Here is a 17,482-nt window from a genome sequence, read left to right on the forward strand (position 1 = left end):
TAATTATATCATAGAAAATTTCCACAAAAAAAAGACAGGCGAACCTATCTTTTTAAAATTTTTTGAATTATTAGAGAAATTATCATTCCAAAAACTGCAATAACCACTATGGCACCACCTGGTTTTATTCCAAGATAAAAACTTGCACTTATTCCTGCCATCATATAAATTATTGCAATTATAATTGATTTTATAAAAGTTTCTTTATAAGATTTTGAAATCAAAAGCCCACTTGCAACTGGCAGAACCATCAATGACGAAATCATCAAAGCTCCTACAGTTTTTGTAGAAATTGCCACAGTAATGGCTGTCAAAAATGTAAAAATGCTAGAAATTAATTTTGAATTAATTCCAGAAAGATTTGCCATCAAAGGGCTAATTGAATTATACAAAAGCGGATAATATAAATAAAGGCTAAAAAATAAAACAAGAATAAAAATTACACTTACAATAATTACGTCTTCACTCGTAACACTTGTTATTGAACCAAATAAGAATGATTCAAAACTTGTTCCACCTGGTGTAAAATCTGATAAAATTCCTGCAAGTCCAATTCCAAGACTCATAATAATAGCCGTTGCCATATCGCCAAAACTTTTAAATTTTTTCCTAATTATTTCAATTGCAAAACTTGCAACAATACAAATTATTATTGAAGTAAAAACTGGATTTATTCCAATAATTAAACCCAGAGCAACTCCCGAAAGGGCTGTGTGAGATAAGGCATCTCCAATCATAGAAGTCCTCCTGTTTACCATAACAATTCCAATCATAGGAATTATTATTGCAAGCATAAGCCCAACTAAAATTGCCCTTTGCATAAATTCATAACTAAGCATCAACTATCCTTCCATTTTTTATCCTTATTTCTCTTTTAGAAAATTCTCTAACAACATCCATTTCATGACTTATCATCAAAATTGAAATTTTGTGTTTATCATTTAAGTGAGCTAGAAGTTTAAGAAAGTCTCTTTTTGATTTTTCATCAACACCAACTGTTGGCTCATCCAAAAGCAAAACCTCTGGATTATTTACCATTGCCCTTGCTATCATAACTTTTTGAGCCTGCCCTCCTGAAAGTTGATTGAAAGGAATATGCAAAAGATTTTCAATATTTAAAATTTCAAAAATATCACGAACCTTTTGATAGCATTTTTTGCTTGGTCTGTTAAAAATATTAAATTTCTTATACAAATTTAAAATTACAAATTCTTCTCCTGTTACTGGAAAGGCAAGTTTGTTTAAATCATTTACTTGTGGTACATAGCCAATTTTTGAATAAGCATTAAAATCTTCTATATTTGTCCCAAATAATTTAATCTCTCCCGAATCTTTTTTCAAATCCTTTAAAATTAATTTTATTAAAGTTGATTTACCAGAGCCATTTTCTCCTTGAATAGTCAAAAAATCGCCTTTATTCAAATCAAAACTAACTTTATTTAAAACTTCATCCTTGCCATAAGAAAAGACTACATCTTTAACTTCTATATCTTTCATTTATTTTAAACTACTTTCCATTATTTCAAAATTTTCTCTTATCAATTCTTGATAAGTTTTTTCATTTTTTAAATCATCATCACTTGCATATTCTATAGTATTTATAGCTTTTGCGTCAAGAGATAATTCATCTGCCAAAGTCTTTACATTTTTATCAGACTCGCCTTTTTCATAAAAAATTGCAGTGATTTTTTCTTTTTTTACATAATCAATTGCATTTTTCATAGTTTTTGCATCAGTTTCACTTGTTGAAGTTATTGATGTAAGCGGAACTTGAATTAAACCATAATCACGAGCAAGATAAGAAAATGCCTCGTGGTCTACTAAGAATTTTTTATTTTCTTTATTTTCTAATTTTTTTTCATATTCTTTATCAATTTCTTCAAGCTCTTTTTTTATTTTTTCAAAATTTCCCATATAATAATCTTTATTTTCTGGATCAATTTCTGAAAGTTTTTCTGCTATATTTTTTGCTTGAATTATTCCATTTTTTGGAGATAACCAAATGTGAGGATCATATGCTCCATGATGGTGGTGTTCTTCTCCATCTTCATGTTCGTGTTCTTCTTTTTCGCTATCTTCATGTTTTTCATTATCTTCATGATTATCTACATCCTCTTTTTCATCTTCATCTAAAGATTCGTGATAATGAGGAGCGTCACAACAAGATTTAGGTCTATCTTCACGTTTTTTATCATGTTCTTTTTCATCTTCATGCGTATTTTCTATTAAATTAATTCCTTTAGAAGTATCAACAATTTCAACTTTTGAAGATTCTGCTATTTTTTCTTGCCAAGATTCAAGTCCTGCTCCATTTAAAAATAATACTTTTGCCTTTGACAAATCTGCCATATCTTTTGCAGATGGTTCAAAATCATGAACTTCTGTATTTAAATTTGTAAAAGATTTTACATTGAATTTATCTCCTGCAATTTGTTTTGTTATATTATAAATTGGATAAAAAGAAGCATAAATTGTTTCTTTATCTTTATTTTCACTTTGACTTGTTTGATTTGAATTATTTGAATTTATATTTGATTTTTCATTATTTTTTGCACATCCTGTAACAAAAATTCCGAAAACCAAAATTATTGCTAAAATTTTCTTTTTCATTTTTCCTCCTTTTATTGCAAATCATTTGCAAAGAATATTATATAGCTGTTTCATTTTTTGTCAATATGGTAATATATTTATAGAGGTGAGATTGTGAAAGCAGAAGATTTACTAAAGCAAAATAAGATTCGTGTTACTGAAAAAAGAAAAATAATTTTAGAAAAGATAATTGAAAATGATGATCCAATTTCTGCAGAAGAAATTTTAGAAAAATTAAAAGAAGAAAATATCAATATGGATCTTTCAACAATTTATAGAAATTTAAATACATTGGAAGAGATAAATCTCCTTTTAAAAAATACAAATACAGATGGCATTTCTTATTTTCAATTAAATTCTAATAATCACAAACATTTTATAAGGTGTATTTCTTGTAATAAAAAATTTATAATAGAAAATTGCCCAATCCATGAAATTGAAGAAGAGATAGAAAAAGATACTGGCTTTGTAATCAAAGGGCACAGTTTTGAATTTACAGGAATTTGTCCACAGTGTCAAAAAAAAATTAAATAAATAAAAAAGTTGATAAAGAAAATTCTTTACCAACTTTTTTTATTTTAAACTCTTTTATTAAATTTTTCTTTATTAAATGCATTTACAGAATTTGCAACTATAATTGTTCCCGATGCATCTCCTGTTGTGTTTATTGCTGTTCTTGCCATATCCAAAATTCTATCTATTCCCATTATCATAGCAATTCCTTCTACTGGAAGTCCAACTGATGACAAGACCATTGATAAAGTAACAAGTCCTACTGATGGAATTCCTGCTGTACCGACTGATGCAATCGTCGCTGTTAATATTACAGTTAAATAATCATTCAACGTTAAATCAATTCCATAAGCATTTGCAATAAATACTACAGCTACTCCTTGCATTATTGCAGTTCCATCCATATTTATTGTCGCTCCCAAAGGAATTGTAAATGAAGAAATTTTTTTATCAACTCCAATATCTTCTAGAGTTTGAATATTTAATGGAACTGTTGCATTTGATGATGCGGTTGAAAATGCAAAAGTCATAACTGGAAAATATTTTTTTAGAAAAGCAAATGGATTTACTCTTACAAAAATCGTCAAAAGCAGCATATAAACTATCAGAAGTTGGAAAGCAAGTCCCAAAATTACAGAAATCATATATGAAAGCATAGACAAAATTACATCGTAACCAAGATTTGAAAATGTTCTTGCTATTAAGAAAAATACTCCTATTGGTGCAAGTTTCATTACAGCCATTGTCATACTCATCATTAATTCATTCATTTCTGTAATTATATTTCCCAAAGTTTCCATCCTATCTTCCATTCCTGCAATCAAAAGTCCAACTATAACTGCAAAAATAATTATTTGAAGCATATCGCCTTTTGCCAAAGCTTCAATAGGATTTGTTGGAATCATATTTAAAAGCGTATCTTTCATTGAAGTTTTTTCTCCAGCGTCCATATTAAATTCATTTGAACCCAACTCCATATTCATTCCTTTTCCAGGATTTATAATTGACGCCAAAGAAAGAGCAATAATTATTGCAAGGGCTGTTGTCAAAAGATAAAATAATACAATTCTTATTCCAACTTTTCCAAGAGTTTTTGTATCTCCCATATTTCTGCAGCCATCAGCGATTGAAAAAAATACCAATGGCACAACTAGCATTTGCATAGCTCTTATAAACATTTGACCTAATAAATAAAAAATTCCATCAATTATAATATCATCTTTAATATGACCTTTTGGTACAAAATAATGCATTACAATTCCAAGAATCATTCCACAAATTAGGGCAATAAAAATTTTAGAAGTTAAGCCTAATTTTTTATTAGATTTAGCTTTCATAACCATACTCCCTTCTCAGGTAATCTTTTAAGGCATCTTCCCAAGTTGAAAAAGTATTTTTGTCCAAAAGATTTAAAAAATAATTATCTATTCCCCTAAAGGCTGGTTCAAAATCAATTCTATCAGAATCTCTAACTTCTTCTACCTTTGCATCAATTTTTGTAATATCAATAATTTTTTGAGCAAAAGCTCTAAAGGAACAAGTCCCCTCACATGAAGCATGATAAATTCCATAGGCATTAGTTCCCATTATTGAAATCAAAAATTTTGAAAGCTCATAGGCTGATGTTGGCGAACCATATCTTGATTTTGGCACTTTAACCATACCATTTTTTGCTTGTTCAATAATTGATTCAACCAAATTATTTTCTTTTGAATAAAGTCTTGATACCCTAACTATAAAATATCTATTAGCAAAATTTTTTACAAATTCTTCCCCCAAAAATTTACTTTTTCCATAAACTGTATTTGGATTTGCCTTATCAATTTCTTTGTATGGATGAATTGTTTGTCCATCAAAAACATCTGCTGTTGATAATTGAACAAGTTTTGCTCTAACCCTATTTGACGCAATAGCAATATTTTTTGCTCCCAAAGCATTTAACAAATATGCTTTATCAGGATCATTTTCGCATTTTAATCTATTTGTAATGCCCGAACAATTGATAATTATTTTTGGTCTATTTCTATCTACAAACAAATTTACTTCTTCTTGTTTTGTAATATCAACTTCATCTTTGTCAGTTGCAATTATTTCAGCTTCCAAAGGATCTAAATATCTTACAAGAGTTGACCCAAGTCTTCCATGAGCTCCTGTAATCCAAATTGTATTAATTCTCATAAATTTTCCTTTCTATATTTTTTTAAAAACAATTATATGTTTTATTATAACATATTGCAAATTATTTTTCATTTTTGTTTGTTCTTTATCTTACATAAAAATTAATAAATAAATTAATCAAATAAAAAAAGCTAGTTAAACTAGCTAATTTAATCCAATATCTTTTCTATAATATTTATTTTCGTATTTTATTTTTTCGCAATCATCGTAGGCGATTTTTCTTGCAAGTTCTAAAGTTTTTGCTTTTGCGTTTATTGTAAGAACTCGTCCACCATTTGATAAAATTTTTCCATTTTCTAATTTTGTTCCATTGTGAAAAATAATTGAATTTTTTACATCTTCAAGTCCACTTATTTCTTTATTTTTTTCATATTTTAATGGATAACCATCTGAAACAAGAATTAATGATAGGGAATAATCATCTGACCATTTTATATCTTCTTTTTTTAGATTTTTATCAAGAGTTTTTTCTATAATTTCTACAAGGTCTGATTCAAGTCTTGGCATTAGGGTTTCTGTTTCTGGATCTCCAAATCTTACGTTAAATTCTAATATTTTTGGTTTATCTTTATCAATCATAAATCCAATAAACAAAATTCCATTGTAAGAAAGTTTTGAATCATCCAGTCCTTTTTCAATTTGCTTTAAAATTATTTCTATATTTTCCCCTGTTTTTTGCGAAAATTTACTTGGAGAATATGTTCCAACTCCTCCAGTATTTGGACCTTTGTTTCCATCGTAAATTTGCTTGTGGTCTTTGCAAGTTTCTAATGGAAATAATTTATTGTTTGACACCAAACACAAAAGTGAAGCTTCTTCGCCTTTCAAAAATTCTTCGATTACAACAGTTTTTCCCTCATCGCCAAATATTTTTTTATTAAAAATATCATCAAGACTTTCTTTAGCTTTTTTTTCGTCTTCGCAAATTATAACGCCTTTTCCAAGACAAAGCCCATCAGCTTTTATTACTAAAGGATAGGAAAAATCTTTTAGGGAATTTAAGGCATTGTCAAAATTTTCAAAAGATTTATATTTTGCTGTTGGTATCTTATATTTTTCTAGGAAATTTTTGGTAAATTTTTTTGATTTTTCAAATTTTGCACATTCTTTGTTTGGTCCAAAAATTTTAAGATTATTTTTTTCAAATTCATCTACAATTCCCATACATAAAGGATCTTCTGGTCCTACAATTGTAAGATCAATTTTTTCTTTTTTAGAAAAATCAACCAAGGATTTTATATCTGTTGGTTCGATATTTATATTTTTGCAAAAAGAATTAGTGCCAGCATTTCCTTTTGCCATAAATATTTGGTCTACTTTTTTTGATTGTGAAATTTTCCAAGCAAGTGCATGTTCTCTTCCACCATTTCCAATTATTAAAACTTTCATCAAAAACTCCTATTTTTTTAAGAAAACCTTATTATTTTTTATGTAAAATAAATCATCACAAAAATCTTTTACTGATTTTATCAAAATCTCGTGTTCTTTTTCCAAAACATTTTTTGCTATATCATCGATTGTATCTTCTTGGTCAATTTTTACAATTTCTTGATAAATTATTGGGCCATCATCTGCATCTTTTGTAACAAAATGAGTGGTTGCTCCAGTAAATTTCACTCCTTTTTCATAGACTTTTTCGTGAACCTTTCTTCCATAAAATCCCATCCCACAAAATGATGGTATAAGGGATGGATGGATATTAATAATTCTTGACTCAAACTTGTCAATTATTTTTTGAGGTAAAATTTTAAGATAGCCTGCAAGAACAACAAGATCGATTTTTTCTTTTATTAAAGTATCAAGCAAAATATCATTATCTTTGCAAACCAATGTTTTAATTGAGGCATTTTTTGCTCTTGTAAGCCCGTAAGCATTTTCTTTGTTTGAAATTACTATAGATATTTTCCCATTAATAATTTTATTTTGGCAAGAATCAATTATAGCTTGAAGATTTGTTCCTGAGCCTGAGATCAAAACTGCAATTTTTTTAGAATTTGAGGTCGATTTTTTCATCATTTTCTATAACCTCTCCAAGGTCCAAAAGCTCATCTTCATCAATTATTTCTTTAACTTTTTCAATATCTTTTTTATCGACTGCAAAAACAAGTCCTACGCCCATGTTGAAAGTTTCGTACATATCTTTTTTGTCAAGCTCTCCCCATTTTTCTAATAGTGAAAATATTTTTGGAAGAGGAATATTTCTCACATCAATTTTTGCACAAAGTCCATCTGGAATCATTCTTGGAATATTTTCATAAAATCCACCACCAGTAATATGGCTTAGGCCATTTATTTCAATTTTTTCAAGAAGGTCTAAAATTTCTTTCACATAAATTTTGGTTGGTTTTAATAATTCTTCTCCAAGGCTTGTATCAAGTTCTTCAATTTTTTCATCCAAAGATAATTTTTCTTTTTCTAAAACAATTTTTCTTACAAGAGAATAGCCATTTGAATGAATTCCTGAAGATTTTAAACCAAAAATATGATCGCCTTTTTTAATTTTTTCTCCAGTAATTATTTTTTCTTTATCAAGTATTCCTACACAAAAACCTGCAAGGTCATAGTCATTTTCCTTATAAAGACCTGGCATTTCTGCAGTTTCTCCGCCAATCAAAGAAGAATTAGCTTGAAGGCATCCGTCAGCTACTCCTTTTACAATTTTTTCCATTTTTTCTGGAACAAGTTTGCCACATGCTATATAATCTAGAAAAAATAAGGGCTTTGCTCCTTGGCAAAGAATATCATTTACGCACATTGCCACGCAATCAATTCCAATTGTATCGTGCTTGTCCATCATCTGAGCAAGTATAACTTTAGTTCCAACTCCATCTGTCCCTGAAACCAAAACCGGATTTTTTATATTTAAATTTTCCAAACTAAATAAACCAGAAAATCCTCCAAGTTTGCTCAAAACATTTTCTGATTGAGTTTTTTCTACTAATTTTTTTATAAGTTCGACTTCTTTTTGACCGTTAGCTACATCGACTCCAGCGTCTTTATAATTTATTGGCATTTTATATCCTTTCTAAAGGGTTATATCCATTAAAACAATTTTCGTAATATGTTTTATTTCCACAAGCTTGTCTTAATCCTTCTAGGGAAATAAATCCCAAAGAATCTGCTCCTATAATTTTTCTAACTTCTTCTACACTTCTGTTGTTACTAATTAAATGATCTTTGTCTGGCACATCAAATGTAAAAGTTTCTTCTTTTATTACTTGAGGAGATGCAATCCTAATGTGGACTTCCTTTGCTCCTGACTCTCTCAATATTTCTATTACTCTTTTTATAGTATTTCCTCTTACAATTGAATCATCCACAAGAACAACTCTTTTTCCTTCAATAAGATGTTTTATTGGATTTAATTTAATTCTTATTCCTTTTTTTCTCATTGAATTTGTTGGAAGAATAAATGTTCTATTTATATATCTATTTCTTACTATTGCTCTTTCGTATTTTATATTTGATGCACGCGAAAATCCAACAGCTGAAATTAATCCACTATCAGGACTTCCAACAACAATATCCGCATCAACAGGATGTTCTTTGTAAAGAATTTCTCCCATTTTAATTCTTGCATCATAGACGCTAACACCATTTATTGAAGAATCCGGTCTTGCAGTATAAACAAAATCAAAAATGCAAGGAGAATTAGAAAGCTCTTTTGCAAAATAGGATTCTTCTCCATTATCGTCAACTATATAAATTTCTCCTGGTTTTAATTCATGACAAAGTTGCCCATCAATTGATTCAATCACACAAGATTCGCTTGCAACTATATAAGAATCTTCTTTTTTACCAACGCAAAGATTTTTAATTCCATAAGGATCTCTAATCGCAATCATCCTATTTCCATTTACAAGAATAATAGAATATGCTCCCTTTAAATTGTTTATAAATTGTATAATTTCATCTATATTATTCGAATTTAATTTATTTACAACATCTTCAGGACTTGTTTCATCAAGAAATTTTCCATCAATTGCAATCAAATTTTTAAAATTTGAATTTTTAGGATAAAATAACCATGGCATAGGCATAAGAGATTTATCATCTTCAGCAAATCTATATTTTACATAACCAAGACCAACATTTCCTGCAAGAGTTGAAATATTATCTAGGCTAATATTGTTGGCGATTTCTCCCTTACCTCTAATTTCTGATAATTTTTCATGAGCAAGAAGTGATATTCCCATTGACTCTTGGCCTCTATGTTGGATTGCATAGAGGCCAGAGTATAATTCGGGAAAAACATTTTTATATTTCTTTTTTGAAAATATTCCTACAATTCCACTCATTTATTTGCCTTATATTCATATTCAGAATTATCTATAGTTTCTTTCATTTTTATTCTCATATCCTTTAATTTTTCTCTTAAAGAATCATATTTTATTGCAAGAATTTCTGTAGCCAAAATTGCAGCATTTTCTCCTCCACCGATTGCAACAGTTGCAACAGGAACGCCACTTGGCATTTCTACAGTAGAAAGTAAAGCTTCAAGTCCACCAAGATGAGATGATTTTGCAGGAATTCCAATTACAGGTCTTGTTGTCAAAGCTGCAATTACTCCTGATAAATGAGCAGCCTTTCCAGCAATTCCAATATAAACTTCGCTTTCATCTTCGCTTTCTTTTACATATTTTTCTAAACTTTTTAAAGCTCTGTGAGCAGAAATTACTTTAACTTCGTAATCAATTCCAAATTCCATTAATTTTGAAACAACCTTATCAGCGATTGGACTATCAGACAAAGAGCCCATAATTATAGAAACTTTCATATAAACTCCTTATTAAAGTCCCAAATATTTTGACAATTCCATAGGTTCAATATAATCTCCATCTTTGTAAGCTCTCATATTTCCACCAGAAACTTCATCAATCAAAACAACTTCTCCGCTTGAAGCAAGTCTGCCCCATTCAAATTTTATATCATACAAATCAAGTCCATATTCAGCCAAAATATCTTTTACAAGTCTTGCAACTTTTTTATTTTCTTCTATAATTTTTTTGTATTCATCGTGAGATAAAATATTTAATTCAACCAATCCATCTTCTGTTATAAGTGGATCTTCGCGATCATCATCTTTTAAAGTAATTTCAGAATAAGCATCAAGATCTTGTCCTTCAGTTGCATAAAGACCATATCTTCTCATAAAAGAGCCAACAGCTTTAAATCTTGTAATAACTTCTAAACCTTTTCCAAAAACTGTACACTTTTCAATTTCCATAAGATTTTTATCAAGGTCCGCTCCAAGATAATGAGTTTTTACACCAGCCTCATTTATTTTTTCAAAGAAAAATTTAGAAACTTTAAGACACTCTTGACCAGCGCCTTCTTTTTCGCCAGCAACTTGATTTCCACCAGTATCAAATACTCCATCAGTTCCTGTCATAGTATCCTTAAATAAACAAAAGTATTTTCCATCTTCTTCAACCAAATTTTTTGTCTTACCTTCGTAGATTGTATTCATTTTTTTCTCCTTAAAAATTTTTACAAAAAATAAGCCCAGAAGGACAGGCTACGAAACCTATCCTCCTGGGCTTTTGTCCCTCTGGTGTAATACTTAAAAATATCCGTACCGCTCGGTCTTGAAAAAAACAGATCCCTAGGTACACTTTCGCCCATTTCAATGAGCCTATTCTTCGTTCAAATTCATAATACCAAGGTAAATTTTAATTGTCAAGAAAGTTTTTTGATAAATTTTAATATTTTTCATTTACGACTTGTAATTCATTATATTTATAATAAGATAATATTAATTATGAATAAAGGAGCAAAAATGTCAAAAATAAAAAATATTATTATAGTAATTCTTTTAGCCGTTTGTTTATTATTTTCTTTCAATTATTTTTCTTCAAAAAATGAAAATAAAATAGACAACAAATTAATAGAAAATAGAATAGAAAATGCAAAAGAGCTAACAAGTTTAAAATATTCCTACACAAATATGGGACAATTTGAAAATTCAAATAAATTTTATGGCTACGATATACCATTTACCCAAAAGAAATTTATAGTTTCTTATGATGGAATGATTTCTTGTGGAGTAGATCTTGAAAAAATGGACGTAAAGGTTTCAGGAAAAACAATAAATATAAAATTACCAAAATCAAAAATTTTATCCCACGAAATTTACGAAGATTCCCTAAAAATTTTCGACCAAAAAACATCAATTTTTAATCCAATTAAAGTTGAAGACTACAATGACTTTGCCAAAAATCAAAAAAAATCAGTAGAAAAAAGAGCAATAGACAAAGGAATCTTGATAGAAGCCAACAAAAAATGTGAAAAAGCAATAAAAGATATAATCAACATAGACAATAGTCTTGAAGATTATACAATAAATATACAATTTAAATAAGGGTTCGCCCTTATTTTTTTGTGCTATAATATACTTATGAAAGGTGGTAATATGAAAATATATTTAGGTTGTGATTTATTTACAGAAGGACAAAGATGGCAAGCACTAGAAATTCAAAAGGCCCTTGAAAATGAATTTTCAGATATAGAAATTTATAATCCTGCAAAAAATTTACAAATAAACGACAAATCAGCAGGCTTTACATCAAATTACGATATACTATTAGCAGACTACGAAAGACTTAAAAATGCAGATATATTAGTAGGATTGATGGACACACAAGATTTAGGCCTTGCAGCAGAGATGGGAATTGCATTTGAAAAAGGTCTTCAAATTTTTCAACTCTACACAGATATAAGACTTGGAGGAAATGACAAAGAAGATAAATTTCCACCAATGAAAAAAGACATATTTCAAAATGATTTTTTATATATAAACAAACTCGTAACAGGACTTTCCTACGTAGATAAAAATGGAAATAAATTCAAAAAACCAAGAATTTATAAGAAAAAAGAAGAATTGATTGAAGATTTGATTTTGTATATAAAAGAAAATAAATAAAAAATAGACTGAAGTAAATTTACTTCAGTCTATTTTTTGGCACGCCAAAGAGGAATTGAACCCCTATCTTAAGCTTCGGACACTTTTGTTTTACCATTAAACTATTGGCGCATGATAGTGATATTGGAAAACTGTATCCTATTTAAAAATCTCAAATCCATAAAGGTATTTCCTAGTCCTGAATCTATATAAATTTGTGAATTTTTATATTTAAATAATCCTTTATCAAATTTTGGAAAATATCCTTCCCCAGGTGCTAGCAAAGCTCCCAAAAATGGAAATCTAACTTGTCCTCCGTGGGTATGACCTGAAAAAATTATATCCATTGTATCGTCTAAATTATCTCTTATGTTTTTAGAAAAATGACTTAATATTATATTTAAATTTTCATCTTTTGCTTTGTAATTTTTTAATGAAAAATTATTATAGCTTACTCCGTAAATATAAATATTTTCGTCCCTAATTTTTAAATATTCTCCCTCATTTTTTAAATATTTTATACCAAGCCTTTTGATTTTTTCTATAAATTCGTCAAGCATAGGGCCTGCTTCTTCGTGATTTCCTGTTATATAATAGGTTTTTATTTCTAATTTTGAAAGCTTCTCTAGAAAGTCTATTGCCCTATTAAATTTCTTTTCTTCTCCGTAATCGTTTATATCTCCTGTCAAAATTATAAAATCCGGATTAAATTCTAGGATTTTTTCCTTAAAATATTCCATATTTTTTAATTTATTTGAATGAAAATCACTAATTTGTGTTATTTTTATTTTATTTTTTATTTTTTTGCTGTATATATCTTGCTTTACTTCTTTTGCCCACTTGCATTGATAGTAAATGTATGAGAAAAGAAGTAAAATTAGGCAAAATATTATAAAAATTATTATTTTATTCATCTAAATTTTCTATTCTTTCTAGAAAAACTTCTGCAGACATATCTGAGGCTAACAAGTATCCTCTTCTTGGGGAGAATGATTTTTGTGATATGGCTGGGCCGTCTACTGAAACTGACCTTTTAAATTGACTTGTAATTAGTCTTTTATAAAATGATTTAAGCCATTTTTTTATGGTTTTTTTGTCATAGTCGTCTTTGAAAGCAACTTTTGCTTTTTCATATATTTCTTCTACTGATGAATTTTCCAAAAATTCAAATGTGAAAAAATCTATTAATTCATAAGGGCCTATTATATCTTCAGTTTTTTGGCTGATTTTTTCTTCATTTTCATTTTTTAGCTCTGGAGAAATTGGAGTTTTTAATATATCATCCAAAACTTCTTTTAATTTTTGATTTTTTGTATTTTCTACAAGATAGGAAACAATATATCTTAACTCAGTCTTTGTCAAAGAGGCATTAACTGCATAGGATGACATGTGATCGCCGTTGTAGGTTGCAAAGCCTTGGGAAATTTCTGACTTATCTCCAGTTCCTATTACTAGAGCATTTTCCATATTTCCTATATCAAATAAAATTTGAGTTCTTTCTCTTGCTTGAGCATTTTCGTAGGCTATATCTTGAGTTTTTCCATCATGGCCAATATCCTTTAGATGAATATTTACTGCATCTTTTATTACAATTTCATTTAATTTTATTTCAAAAGCTTCTGCAAGCTTAAAGGCATTTGATTTTGTTCTTTTGCTTGTTCCAAAGGCTGGCATTGTGTATAAAAGAATTTTTTCTTTTGGCAAATTCATCTTTTCGAATGCTTTTACTATAAATAAAAGTGCCATGGTTGAATCAAGTCCACCACTTAGTCCCAAGATAACTTTTTTGCAAGAAATTGCCTCCATTCTTTGAATTAAAGCTCTTGTTACTATATCAAAAGCATCTTCCACATAGATTTTTTTATCATCAAGCAAATAAGGAAATTTATCCCAATATGAAAGACTTGGCTTATTTTTAAAATCAAAAAATTCTTCTGTAGTATTTTGACTTATATCAAAATATGAACATAAATCAACGAATTCATCTCTCTTACTTTCTTTAATTTTTCCATTTTCTCCAATAATATTTAAGCCTTCATAAACAAAATCGGTTGAACTTTCTCCAAGTCCTGTGCTTGAATATAGGTAAATTGTATCTTTTGACAAAAATTTAATTTTATCTTCTATATCTTTTTTTGAGCCTATATATCTAGTATTTGCTGATGGATTTAAAATTATATCTATATTATTTTTTGACTTAGAAATTAATGAATCGGGAATATTTTTCTCCTCATTTTCTCCTACGCTTACGGCTATTTTTATATCGTTAATTTCTATATATGATTTATTATATAGATGAACATATTCATCTTTTATCTTAATAAATTCATCTTCTTCTGGAGTGTCAAAGACATATTTTTCGTGGTCTTTAAAATTATCTTTAAAAAATCCTCCAATAATATCGCCTTCTTTTAATAAAAATACCATATCAATTATTTTTCTTCCCTCTTTTACAGGAAGTCCAACAGAAAACAAAGTATCAATATTTTTTGAAAATTTTTTCAAATCAAATAAAGCATCAAGGCATTCTTCCAAAATATCATCATTCGCAAATCCATCATACAAACTTGCTCCAGTAAGACAGAGCTCTGGCAAAAGCAAAATATTTACCAAATCATCATTTGCTCTTTTTATCGTTTCTTTTATTTTTTTCTTGTTATAAGATATATTTCCAATTTTAATTTTAAAATTTTCCGCTCTTAATTTTAAATTTTTTTTCATATAAACCTCAAATCTTTTTAAACTATAAAATTATTATATAAGATTTACAAAAAAACTGCCACAGTTTCCTGTGACAGTTTTAAATTTAATTTTTATTTTTGATCTTTAGCTTTTTGAACTTCTTCTCTTCTTTTCTTCATTGATTCAAAAATTCCGTCAACTAAAGCATCCATATCTGGTTCTTTTGCAGATTTTAATGATGAAACTATATTTACTTGTTCAGGTAGAACGTCTATTAATTTCATTTCATTATCTAAAAATTCTTCCATTTTATCTGCAGCTGTTGGAGCCCAAGTACCATTGTCCATTAATGATACTGCTCTATTTTGTACGTTAAGTGCTGCCATATCATGGATGAAGTCTTTCATTTTTGGATATATTCCAAGGTTGTATGTTACTGATGCAAGAACGATATTTGAATATTTAAATGCGTCTGCAATTAGGTAAGATACATCTGTGCTTGAAACATCTCTTAGGGAAATATTTGTCATTCCTCTTTCAGCAAGTTTTGATGCTAGAGCTTGAGCTGCATATTCTGTATTTCCATACATTGATGCATAAGCAATTAAAACTCCTTCTTCTTCTGGTTCATAGCTTGACCATTTGTCATATTTATCTAAAATATATCCAAAGTCTTTTCTCCAAACAAGTCCGTGAAGTGGGCAGATATATTTAATATCAAGTCCTGCTGCTTTTTTAAGAACTGCTTGTACGAATGTACCATATTTACCAACTATATTTGTGAAATATCTTCTTCCTTCATCTAGCCAATCTCTATCCCAATTTACTTCATCGGCAAAAAGTCTTCCGTCATTAGATTTAAATGAACCAAAAGCATCTGCTGAGAATAAAACTTTATCTGTTAAATCATAAGTCATTAAAACTTCTGGCCAGTGAACCATTGGAGCTTCTACGAATGTAAATTCGTGTTTACCAAATGAGATTGAATCTCCTTCTTTTACTTCAATGTATCTATCATCTACGTGATAACCAAATTGTCTCATAAATAATATAGCTTTTTCACTTGCTATAATTTTTACATTTGGATAGTAATGTAGCATTAATTCGATTGCAGAACAGTGGTCTGGTTCCATGTGTTGAATTAACATATAATCAAGATCACGATCTCCAAGAACTCTAGATACGTTTAGTATATATTCTCTTGTAATAGACCAGTCAACTGAATCTATTAAAACTGTTTTTTCATCCATTAAAAGGTATGAGTTGTATGAAACTCCGTCTATAGGAAAAATATTTTCAAATAGAGCAAGTCTTCTGTCATCTCCACCTACATAAAATAAGTCGTCTGTAACTTTTCTAACTGTATACATATATTCCTCCTACTACTTTCTGTCTTCTGGTACATCCATTTTAATGAATTGATCTTTTGCTTCGCCTGATACTGGTGATACCCAAGAATCTGGTAATTTATCAAATGGTGTTCCTGGTTCAATTCCATTTTCTGGATCTCCAAGTTCAGGATTGTATTCATATCCAGAACCTAAATCTACATAAATTGGATTTGTAGGAGCCATTTTTCTTGGTTTAGATCTTTTTATTTTCTTCATTGGTGGTGCTGGTTTTTTAGCTTCTCCATTGTCTAATTCTTTGATTAGAAGTGGAAGAATTACCATAGCATCTCCAACTATACCATAATCACAGTTATTAAATATTGCAGCATTTTTAGAATTGTTAATTGCAACTATTGTTGATGCGTCTTTAATTCCTTTTAAGTGTTGTCCTGCTCCAGATACACCTACACCTATATATAAGTTTCCTTTGAATGTTTGACCACTCATACCAACGTATCTATTGATGTCTACATATTTAAGTGTTTCTGCAACTGGTCTTGATGATGAAATAGATGCTCCTGCTTGATAAGCTAAATCTTCAATCAATTTCATATTTTTCTTTTCACCTATACCACGACCTGCTACAACTATTCTTTGAGAATCTGCAATTGGTGTGTAAGGATCAATTCCTACAGTAAAATCATATCCGTCTTTCTTAAGTGCTGCTACAAGATTTTTAACTGCTTCTTTAGGATCTCCTTCATAGATTTCTCCCTTTCTAACTCCTGCAATAGGGCCAGATTTTTTATTTAATCCAACAGCTTTAACCTTTGGAGCTCTACCTACTGTATTTGCTCCAACAACAACTCTCATAATTTCATTTGTACCTTCATAGATTTGTGTAATCTTAGAATCTCTGTAGAATCTTTCTACATCGATACCTTTAATAAATCCAGATCCACCGTACAATTGTAATGCTTCTGAAGTTATTTTTTCAGCAAGATCAGATGCAAATTGTTTTGCCATAGCTGCATCTGCTGAATATCTTTCGTGATTTTCTTTTAATTCTGCAGCAGAATAAATCATAAGTCTTGCAGCTTTTAAGTTTGTTGCCATGTCAGCAAGTTTAAATGTATTTGCTTGAAGATGAGCAATTGGCATACCAAATTGTTCTCTTTCTTTAGCATAAGCAAGAGCTGATTCATAAGCACCTTGTCCAATACCTAAAGCTTGAGATGCAATACCAATTCTACCACCGTCAAGAGTTGCCATAGCAATCTTAAATCCT

Annotated in this window: 18 protein-coding genes and 1 tRNA gene; 3 read left to right on the forward strand and 16 right to left on the reverse strand. The window is 29.2% G+C overall.

Annotated features, from left to right (window positions below; genetic code table 11):
• Positions 1–44: 44 nt before the first annotated feature.
• Genes HMPREF2852_RS08795 through HMPREF2852_RS08805 form a run of 3 tightly spaced genes read right to left on the reverse strand, consistent with a single transcriptional unit; the run spans position 45 to position 2,610 of the window.
• Positions 45–839: a metal ABC transporter permease gene (locus HMPREF2852_RS08795; protein ID WP_070607801.1), complete on the reverse strand. Its 795-nt coding sequence runs from the start codon at positions 837–839 to the stop codon at positions 45–47.
• On the reverse strand, positions 832–1,497 hold the full coding sequence (locus tag HMPREF2852_RS08800; protein ID WP_070607804.1) for a metal ABC transporter ATP-binding protein: 666 nt from the start codon (positions 1,495–1,497) through the stop codon (positions 832–834). Before HMPREF2852_RS08800 ends, HMPREF2852_RS08795 begins: the two co-directional genes overlap by 8 nt.
• On the reverse strand, positions 1,498–2,610 hold the full coding sequence (locus HMPREF2852_RS08805) for a metal ABC transporter substrate-binding protein (protein WP_070607807.1): 1,113 nt from the start codon (positions 2,608–2,610) through the stop codon (positions 1,498–1,500).
• Positions 2,611–2,703: 93 nt separating this feature from the next.
• Between HMPREF2852_RS08805 and HMPREF2852_RS08810 the strand changes: the two genes are divergently transcribed.
• Entirely contained in the window at positions 2,704–3,123 is a 420-nt protein-coding gene (locus tag HMPREF2852_RS08810) for a Fur family transcriptional regulator (RefSeq protein ID WP_070607810.1), read from the forward strand.
• A gap of 44 nt (positions 3,124–3,167) precedes the next feature.
• Here the strand turns inward: HMPREF2852_RS08810 and HMPREF2852_RS08815 are convergent, their stop codons facing one another.
• From HMPREF2852_RS08815 to HMPREF2852_RS08850, 8 genes are all read right to left on the reverse strand, one after another.
• Complete coding sequence (locus tag HMPREF2852_RS08815) at positions 3,168–4,439, reverse strand: dicarboxylate/amino acid:cation symporter (protein WP_070607960.1); 1,272 nt, start codon at positions 4,437–4,439, stop codon at positions 3,168–3,170.
• Positions 4,429–5,280: an SDR family oxidoreductase gene (locus tag HMPREF2852_RS08820; RefSeq protein WP_070607814.1), complete on the reverse strand. Its 852-nt coding sequence runs from the start codon at positions 5,278–5,280 to the stop codon at positions 4,429–4,431. The genes HMPREF2852_RS08815 and HMPREF2852_RS08820 overlap by 11 nt, the downstream gene beginning before the upstream one ends.
• A gap of 144 nt (positions 5,281–5,424) precedes the next feature.
• Positions 5,425–6,669 (reverse strand): phosphoribosylamine--glycine ligase, encoded by a 1,245-nt coding sequence (purD, locus tag HMPREF2852_RS08825; RefSeq protein WP_070607817.1) that lies wholly within the window; start codon positions 6,667–6,669, stop codon positions 5,425–5,427.
• Between the two features lie 9 nt (positions 6,670–6,678).
• Positions 6,679–7,296: a phosphoribosylglycinamide formyltransferase gene (gene purN / locus HMPREF2852_RS08830; RefSeq protein WP_070607820.1), complete on the reverse strand. Its 618-nt coding sequence runs from the start codon at positions 7,294–7,296 to the stop codon at positions 6,679–6,681.
• Entirely contained in the window at positions 7,268–8,293 is a 1,026-nt protein-coding gene (gene purM, locus HMPREF2852_RS08835; protein ID WP_070607822.1) for a phosphoribosylformylglycinamidine cyclo-ligase, read from the reverse strand. The genes purN and purM overlap by 29 nt, the downstream gene beginning before the upstream one ends.
• Before the next feature lies 1 nt (position 8,294).
• The gene (locus HMPREF2852_RS08840; protein WP_070607825.1) at positions 8,295–9,578 is read right to left on the reverse strand and encodes an amidophosphoribosyltransferase; all 1,284 of its coding nucleotides are present in this window, start codon (positions 9,576–9,578) and stop codon (positions 8,295–8,297) included.
• Positions 9,575–10,057 carry a 5-(carboxyamino)imidazole ribonucleotide mutase gene (gene purE / locus HMPREF2852_RS08845; protein WP_004838298.1) on the reverse strand — a complete coding sequence of 161 codons (483 nt, stop codon included), beginning with the start codon at positions 10,055–10,057 and terminating at the stop codon, positions 9,575–9,577. Before purE ends, HMPREF2852_RS08840 begins: the two co-directional genes overlap by 4 nt.
• A gap of 12 nt (positions 10,058–10,069) precedes the next feature.
• Positions 10,070–10,750, reverse strand: coding sequence for a phosphoribosylaminoimidazolesuccinocarboxamide synthase (locus HMPREF2852_RS08850; RefSeq protein ID WP_070607829.1), 681 nt, complete (start codon positions 10,748–10,750; stop codon positions 10,070–10,072).
• A 309-nt stretch (positions 10,751–11,059) separates the two neighbouring features.
• Between HMPREF2852_RS08850 and HMPREF2852_RS08855 the strand changes: the two genes are divergently transcribed.
• Positions 11,060–11,641, forward strand: a complete 582-nt coding sequence (locus HMPREF2852_RS08855) for a DUF4230 domain-containing protein (protein WP_395853610.1) — start codon at positions 11,060–11,062, stop codon at positions 11,639–11,641.
• Between the two features lie 51 nt (positions 11,642–11,692).
• Positions 11,693–12,202: a nucleoside 2-deoxyribosyltransferase gene (locus HMPREF2852_RS08860; RefSeq protein WP_070607834.1), complete on the forward strand. Its 510-nt coding sequence runs from the start codon at positions 11,693–11,695 to the stop codon at positions 12,200–12,202.
• A 37-nt stretch (positions 12,203–12,239) separates the two neighbouring features.
• Here HMPREF2852_RS08860 and HMPREF2852_RS08865 read toward each other — a convergent pair.
• The 5 genes from HMPREF2852_RS08865 to HMPREF2852_RS09650 all read right to left on the reverse strand — a co-directional run.
• Positions 12,240–12,313, reverse strand: a tRNA-Arg gene (locus HMPREF2852_RS08865).
• The gene (locus HMPREF2852_RS08870) at positions 12,304–13,095 is read right to left on the reverse strand and encodes a metallophosphoesterase (RefSeq protein WP_070607837.1); all 792 of its coding nucleotides are present in this window, start codon (positions 13,093–13,095) and stop codon (positions 12,304–12,306) included. Before HMPREF2852_RS08870 ends, HMPREF2852_RS08865 begins: the two co-directional genes overlap by 10 nt.
• A complete protein-coding gene (gene nadE / locus HMPREF2852_RS08875) occupies positions 13,088–14,902 on the reverse strand; it encodes an NAD(+) synthase (protein WP_070607840.1) in 1,815 nt (604 codons plus the stop codon). The genes HMPREF2852_RS08870 and nadE overlap by 8 nt, the downstream gene beginning before the upstream one ends.
• A gap of 92 nt (positions 14,903–14,994) precedes the next feature.
• Positions 14,995–16,233, reverse strand: coding sequence for an FprA family A-type flavoprotein (locus tag HMPREF2852_RS08880; RefSeq protein ID WP_070607843.1), 1,239 nt, complete (start codon positions 16,231–16,233; stop codon positions 14,995–14,997).
• A 12-nt stretch (positions 16,234–16,245) separates the two neighbouring features.
• Positions 16,246–17,482: acyl-CoA dehydrogenase family protein (locus tag HMPREF2852_RS09650; protein WP_186821944.1), on the reverse strand; the 1,237-nt coding region annotated here is incomplete at its 5' end.

The sequence above is a fragment of the Anaerococcus sp. HMSC065G05 genome, from assembly GCF_001812365.1.
Classification (GTDB): Bacteria; Bacillota; Clostridia; order Tissierellales; family Peptoniphilaceae; genus Anaerococcus; species Anaerococcus vaginalis.